Annotated in this window: 5 protein-coding genes; all 5 read left to right on the forward strand. The window is 66.0% G+C overall.

Features of this window, described 5'->3' with window-relative positions:
- The first annotated feature begins 1 nt into the window (after position 1).
- The 5 genes from QDT69_RS28015 (at position 2) to QDT69_RS28035 (ending at position 6422) form a co-directional block, all read left to right on the forward strand.
- Complete coding sequence (locus tag QDT69_RS28015; protein WP_279709686.1) at positions 2-1123, forward strand: ABC transporter permease subunit; 1122 nt, start codon at positions 2-4, stop codon at positions 1121-1123.
- Positions 1124-1249: 126 nt separating this feature from the next.
- Positions 1250-2044, forward strand: coding sequence for a FadR/GntR family transcriptional regulator (locus tag QDT69_RS28020; protein WP_279709687.1), 795 nt, complete (start codon positions 1250-1252; stop codon positions 2042-2044).
- 44 nt (positions 2045-2088) lie between these two features.
- Positions 2089-3507 carry an amidase family protein gene (locus QDT69_RS28025; RefSeq protein ID WP_279709688.1) on the forward strand — a complete coding sequence of 473 codons (1419 nt, stop codon included), beginning with the start codon at positions 2089-2091 and terminating at the stop codon, positions 3505-3507.
- 40 nt (positions 3508-3547) lie between these two features.
- A complete protein-coding gene (locus tag QDT69_RS28030; protein WP_279709689.1) occupies positions 3548-4978 on the forward strand; it encodes an amidase family protein in 1431 nt (476 codons plus the stop codon).
- A gap of 223 nt (positions 4979-5201) precedes the next feature.
- The gene (locus tag QDT69_RS28035; RefSeq protein ID WP_279709690.1) at positions 5202-6422 is read left to right on the forward strand and encodes an ABC transporter substrate-binding protein; all 1221 of its coding nucleotides are present in this window, start codon (positions 5202-5204) and stop codon (positions 6420-6422) included.
- Positions 6423-6855 lie beyond the last annotated feature (433 nt).

Genomic DNA, 6855 nt, shown 5'->3' on the forward strand with positions numbered 1-6855 from the left:
CATGAGCTCGGTCGCACACCTGCCGCAGGACCCATTGCCGATCGGCCCGCGGCCCGCACCGCGGGCGCTCGGCGGTCACCTCACCGCGTGGCTGCGCGCCAATCTGTTCGCCTCGATCCCGTCGAGCATCATGACGCTGCTCTTGCTGTTCCTGCTCGGCAAGGCGTGCATCGGCCTCTGGCAATGGGGCATCGCCAACGCGGTCTGGATCGTCTCCGGCAACGACAGCAGCGCCTGCCGTGCGCTGCGCGGCGTCGGCGCCTGCTGGGCGGTCGTGCCCGAGAAGTACCGCTTCATCCTGTTCGGCACCTATCCATTCAGCGAGCAGTGGCGGCCGGCGCTCGCGGTCGTGATCTTCATCGCGCTGTTCGCGGTCTCGAGCCGCCGCAGCTTCTGGCGCAAGGAGCTGTTCCTGCTGTGGGCCGCGGCGCTGATCATGATCGGATGCCTGATGTGGGGCGGCTTCCTTGGCCTGTCCTTTGTCACGCAGGACCGCTGGGGCGGGTTGCCGGTGACGCTGATCCTTGCGACCTTCGGCCTGGCGTTCGGCTTCCCGCTCGGAATCCTGGTCGCGCTCGGCCGCCGCTCGAAATTGCCGGCGATCCGCTCGCTCTGCGTGCTTTATGTTGAGCTGATCCGCGGCGTGCCGCTGATCAGCCTGCTGTTCATGGCGAGCGTGATGTTCCCGCTGTTCATGCCCGACGGCGTCAACATCGACAAACTCTTGCGCGCGCAGATCGCCTTCATCCTCTATGCCGGCGCCTACCTTGCGGAAGTGGTGCGCGGCGGCCTGCAGGCGGTGCCGCGCGGACAGTATGAAGCGGGGGATGCACTCGGCCTGTCCTATTGGCAGAAGCACGCGCTGATCGTGTTGCCGCAGGCGATCCGCCACGTCATTCCGCCACTGGTCAACACCTTCATCGCCTTCTTCAAGGACACCAGCCTCGTCCTGATCATCGGCATCTTCGATCTTCTCACGACCGCCAAGACCGCGATCGTCGATCCGGCCTGGCAGTCGTTCAGCGTCGAGGTCTATGTGTTCGTCGGCGTGATCTACTTCGTGTTCTGCTTTGCGATGTCGCGCTACAGCCGCAGCCTCGAGGCGCAGCGCGGAACCAACTGAGCGATCGTCGCTCGCCAATTCCTCAAATGTTCGGTCTGTCATCATGCCGGGATGAGCCCCGGGCAGGGCGGCCCTTAGAGCGATCGCCCCTTGCCAAGCCGGTCCGATCCTATTTATGATCATAAAATGGATAAATCGGCCCTTCCGTCCCTGGACCCGTCGCGGCGCGCCTCGATCAAGCGCAAGCGGTCGGACGCGGTTGCCGACCTGATCCGCAGCCACATCTTCAAGGCGGGCTTGCAGCCCAACGACCGGCTGCCGCAGGAGCCCGAATTGATCGAGATGTTCGGTTGCAGCCGCTCGACCATCCGCGAGGCGCTGAAATCGCTGGAGGTGCAGGGGCTGGTCCAGAACACCACCGGACCCGGCGGCGGCGCACGGGTGGCGCCGGTGTCGATCAACCGGATCGTCGGCCTGCTCAGCAACTACTTCTATTTCCAGTCGATCTCGACCGCGCAGATTTACCAGATCCGCCGCCTGATCGAGCCGGAGCTCGCCTTCAGCGTGGTCGGCCACCTCACGGCGGAGCATCTCAAAGCGCTCGACCAGGCGATCGCGGTTCAGGAGCACCATCCCGGCGACGCGGAGGACTGGGAGCATCACCGCCACGCCGAGATCGACTTCCATGACATCCTGATCGAGGCCTGCCCCAATCCGCTGCTCGGCCTGGTCGCCCGCTTCGTCAACGAGGCGATCCGCCATCTGATCGGCAAGCTCGGCGTGCAGGAATTCGCGTCCAGCTTCACCTGCGAGAACATCGAGTTTCACAAGCGCCTGATGGCCGCGTTCCGCTCCGGCAATGCCGCGCGCGCCCGGCGCGTGATGCTCGATCATGTGCTGAGCGCCGAAGCCGTGGTCGTCCCGGCGGAAGACCGGCGCATGGATTTGCCGGTCTTTCACCAGCCGTTGCGGCTCGACTGAACCGCATCGGCAGACTGCTGCATCACGCGTTGGAGGAAACAACAATGGTCACGCGGCGCGAGAATGAGTTGTGGAGTTGGTCGGCCGTCGACCTGGCGCGCGCGATCGCAACGCGTGCGATTTCCAGCCGGGACGCCGTGCAGTCCAGCCTCTACCGCATCGCCGCGGTCAATCCGGCGTTGAACGCCATTGTCGAGGTGCTGGCGGATGAGGCCCTGGCCGCCGCGGATACCGCGGACGCCGCGGTGAAATCCGGCGCGGAGCTCGGCGCACTGCACGGCGTGCCGGTCACGATCAAGGTCAATGTCGATCAGCGCGGCCACGCCACCACCAACGGCGTTGTCGCCTTCCGCGATGTCATCGCCACCGAGGACAGCCCGGTGGTCGCGAATCTTCGCAAGGCGGGCGCCGTCATTGTCGGCCGCACCAATACGCCGGCGTTCTCGCACCGCTGGTTCACCAACAACGATCTGCACGGCGCGACCTATAATCCGTGGGGCCGCCGGCTGACGCCGGGCGGCTCCAGCGGCGGCGCCGCATCGGCGGTCGCTTCCGGCATGGGCGCGATCGCGCATGGCAATGATTTCGGCGGCTCGATCCGCTATCCCGCCTATGCCTGCGGCGTCGCCGGCCTGCGTCCGACGCCGGGACGGATCCCCGCGTTCAATCCGTCGGCCAGCAGCGATCGTCCGATCACGGCGCAGATGATGTCGGTACAGGGGCCGCTCGCCCGCTCGGTCGCCGATCTGCGCGCCGGCCTCGCCGCGATGGCACAGGCGGACGCCCGCGACGGCACCTGGTTGCCGGTGCCGCTGCAAGGTGCGCCGCTGAAGCGTCCGGTCGGCGTTGCGATCGCGCCGGCGCCGTTCGGCGACGAGGCGCCGGAGGTGAGCGCGGCGGTCCGCGCTGCCGGACGCTGGCTCGCGGAGGCCGGCTTTGCCGTGGAGGAGACCACACCGCCGCGGCTCGCGGAGGCCGCCGATCTCTGGCATCGCCTCGTCATCAATGAGGAGCGCCGCGTCCTGGCGCCGATGATCCGCAAGTTCGGCGACGAACGGAGCCGCTACAACCTGGATGGCCATATTGCGTATGCGCCCGAGCTCGACGGCGATCAGGTGCTGGCCTGCTTCGAGCAGCGGCTCGCCATCGTGCGGGCCTGGCAGCTGTTCCAGGAGCGCTGCCCGGTCATCATCCTGCCGGTCTCGGCACAACTGCCGTTCCGCTTCGATCAGGATCAGGAGGACGCTGACGTCGTGCACGCGCTGCTCGACGCGCAGCGGCCGCTGCTCGCGGTGCCTGCGCTCGGCTTTCCGTCGGTCGTGGTGCCGACGGGGACCGCCGGCGGCGTGCCGGTCGGCGTGCAGGTGATCGCCGGCCGCTTCCGCGAGGATGTCTGTCTCGCCGTCGCCGAGGTGATCGAGGCGCGCGCGTCGACGCTGACGCCGATCGATCCGCGCGACTGAACCAACAACAAAGCACCTAACACAACGGGAGGAATACCACGTGACGAATACACCGATCTGGCAATGGTCCGCCGTGGAGACGGCGGCGGCGATCAGGAGTGGCGAGGCGACATCGGAGCAGGTGGTTCGCGCCCATCTCGACCGCATGCAGGAGGCCAACCCGGCGCTGAATGCCGTCGTCGTCGATCTCGGCGCGTCGGCGATGCAGGGCGCCAAGGCGGCGGATGCGGCGCTGGCGGCGAGCAAAGGGAAGGGCGGCGCCGTCGGGCCGCTGCACGGCGTGCCGGTCACGATCAAGATCAACATCGACGTCGAGGGCCAGGCCAATTCGAACGGCGTGGTCGCCTTCAAGGACAATATCGCGCCGGGCGACTCGCCGGTGACGGCCAATCTCAAGAAGGCCGGCGCTATCATCATTGGCCTCACCAACACGCCGGAATTCTCGCTGCGCGGCTTCACCGACAACCCGCTGCACGGCTTGACGCGCAATCCCTGGAACGCGGACGTGACCTGCGGCGGGTCATCGGGCGGCGCCGGCGCGTCGATCGCGGCCGGCATCGGCACCATCGCACATGGCAACGACATCGGCGGCTCGCTGCGTTGGCCGGCGCATTGCAACGGCATCGCCACCATCAAGCCGACGCAGGGCCGGATTCCGGCGTTCAATCCCTCAGCCACGGCGGAGCGGCCGCTGATGGCGCAGTTCATGTCGTCTCAGGGACCCTTGGCGCGCCACGTCGCAGATGTCCGTCTCGGCCTCGAGGTGATGGCGCAGCGCGACCCGCGCGATCCCTGGTATGTGCCGGCGCCGCTGCAAGGGCCGAAGCCCGCCGCACCGGTCAAGGTCGCGCTCGCGAAGATACCGGAGGACATGGCGACCGATCGCGGCGTGATCGCGCTGCAACGCAAGGCGGCTGATCATCTGGCCGATGCCGGCTATGCGGTCAGCGAGGTCGAGGTGCCCGATCTCAACAAGGTCTGGCAGCTCTGGTGCGACCTGATCATGTCCGAGACCCGCGTTCTGTTGCAGGACCAGATGCTGGCGAATTCCAGCGTCGACTTCCAGAAGACGTTCCACGGCTTCATGGCGCTGGCCAACCCGCTCGATCAGGCCGGCTACATGAAAGCGATCGCCGAGCGGTCGCGCCACATCAGGAATTGGATGACGTTCCTCGAGCAATACCCTCTGGTGCTGATGCCGACCTCGGTGCGCAAGACGCCGGAGGTCAATGCCGATCTCGGCGGCGACCAGCGCGTCAAGGAGTTGTTCTGGAACGATCTGCGCTTCATCTCTTCGATGAACGTGCTGGGGCTGCCGGCGGCGGTGGTGCCGGTCGGCCTGCTTGAGGGCGTGCCGGTCGGCGTCCAGATCGTCGGCTCGCGCTACCGCGAGGACATGTGCCTCGATGCGGCCGAGGCGATCGAGCGCAAGGTTGGCATCCTGGCAAGGCAATTGTGGGAGCGGCGCTGAGGCGATCCCGCATTATCCAATGGTATGATCCAAGGCACGCCGCGACGAAATTTCGTCGCGGCGTTCGCATGATTGGCGACGCGCGCGGGTCAGCGTCTCGGCCGTGTTCCTCCTCCCGGAATTTTGGCGTGGATTCGCAGAGCGCCATGCCGACCAACGGGGTTGCCGGTGATCCCTGATTGCTTCAGGAGATCGTTCGAACCATCCGAACCTTGGGAACGAAATGTCCATCACGAAACGCTCGCATGTCCTCGCCGCAATTGCCGCCGTGTGTCTCTCCTTTGCCGCCGGCGCAGCTCGCGCGGAGGACGGCGTCCTGCGTGTCGGCATCATCACCGACATGAGCGGGCAATATTCCGACGGCAACGGCCCGGGATCGGTGATTGCGGCACAAATGGCCGCCGAGGAAATCGGCGGCACTGTCGCCGGACGCAAGATCGAGATCATCTCGGCCGATCACCAGAACAAGCCTGACGTCGCGACCGGCATCGTGCGCAACTGGATCGACAACAAGGGTGTCGACGTGATCGCGGAAGGCGTCAATTCCGCGGTGGCGCTCGCGATCCAGACTGTGACGCGCGAACGCAAGAAGCTGTTCCTGATCTCGGGCTCCGGATCATCCGACCTCACCGGCAAGCAATGCTCGCCGACCAGCGTGCAGTGGACCTACGACACCTATGCTTCCTCGAACGCCACCGCGAAGGCCGTGGTCGCGCGCGGCGGCACGCCGTGGTTCTTCCTCACGGCCGATTATGCGTTCGGCCAGGCGCTGGAGCGCGACGCCAGCAAGGCCGTCACATCGGCCGGCGGCAAGGTGCTGGGCGCGGTCCGCCATCCGTTCGACACCGCCGATTTCTCCTCCTTCCTGCTGCAGGCCCAGTCCTCCGGCGCCAAGATCCTGGCGCTCGCCAATGCCGGCTCCGACTTCCGCAACGCGGTGTCGCAGTCCGACGAGTTCAACATCCGCGCCAGCATGCAGCTCGTCGCGCTGCAGGTGACGCTCACCGACGTGCCCGCGCTTGGCCTTGCGCATGCGCATGATCTGCTGTTCACCGATTCCTTCTATTGGGATCGCAGGCCCGAGACCCGCGCCTTTGCCCAGGAGTTCTTCAAGCGGCACGGTGCGATGCCGACCGCCTACCAGGCCGGCGTCAACTCGGCGCTGCGGCACTACTTCAAGGCCGTCGCGGCGACCAACTCGGTGGATTCCGAGACCGTGATCGCGCAGATGCGCAAGACCCCGGTCAACGATTTCTTTGCCCAGAACGGCGTGGTGCGCGAGGACGGCCGCATGGTGCACGACATGTATCTGATGCGCATCAAGAAGCCGGAAGAGTCCAAGAGCAAATGGGATCTCTACGAGTATCTGGCGACCGTGCCGGGCGATCAGGCCTTCCGTCCGCTTGATGAAGGCGGTTGCCCCTATATCGCCAAGGCGCATTGAGACGAGCGAGCTACCATGCCTCGAAATGCGGTGAGGTGAGCACATCTACCTCTCCGCGCGTCATTCCCCGGTGCGCAATTGCGCACCTGAGGGCGCGCCTCTTGGCACGAGCCCGGAATCCATTGGGCCGCATTATCCGTTGACGAATGGATTCCGGGCTCTCGCTTCGCGAGCCCCGGAATGACGGAAAGAGGTGCGACAAATCACCCCGACGGGCAAATGAGCGCTTCCGTCGGGCAAATCAAGGATGCGCTGCGGCGTCCTCATCCTCACCCGTCATCGCCCGGCTTGCGCGGGTGATGACCCCGCGTTGTTTGGCGGCCTGAATCGAGAACGATCCGCATCGCCGTCCTGGCGAAAGCCAGGACCCATTCCCCCAAATCTCGATTGTTGCGCGACGCTGGGGCCACGGTCCCGTTCACAATCGGATGCG

Origin of the sequence: Bradyrhizobium sp. CER78, from assembly GCF_029846235.1 — a bacterium.
In the GTDB taxonomy this organism is placed as follows: domain Bacteria; phylum Pseudomonadota; class Alphaproteobacteria; order Rhizobiales; family Xanthobacteraceae; genus Bradyrhizobium.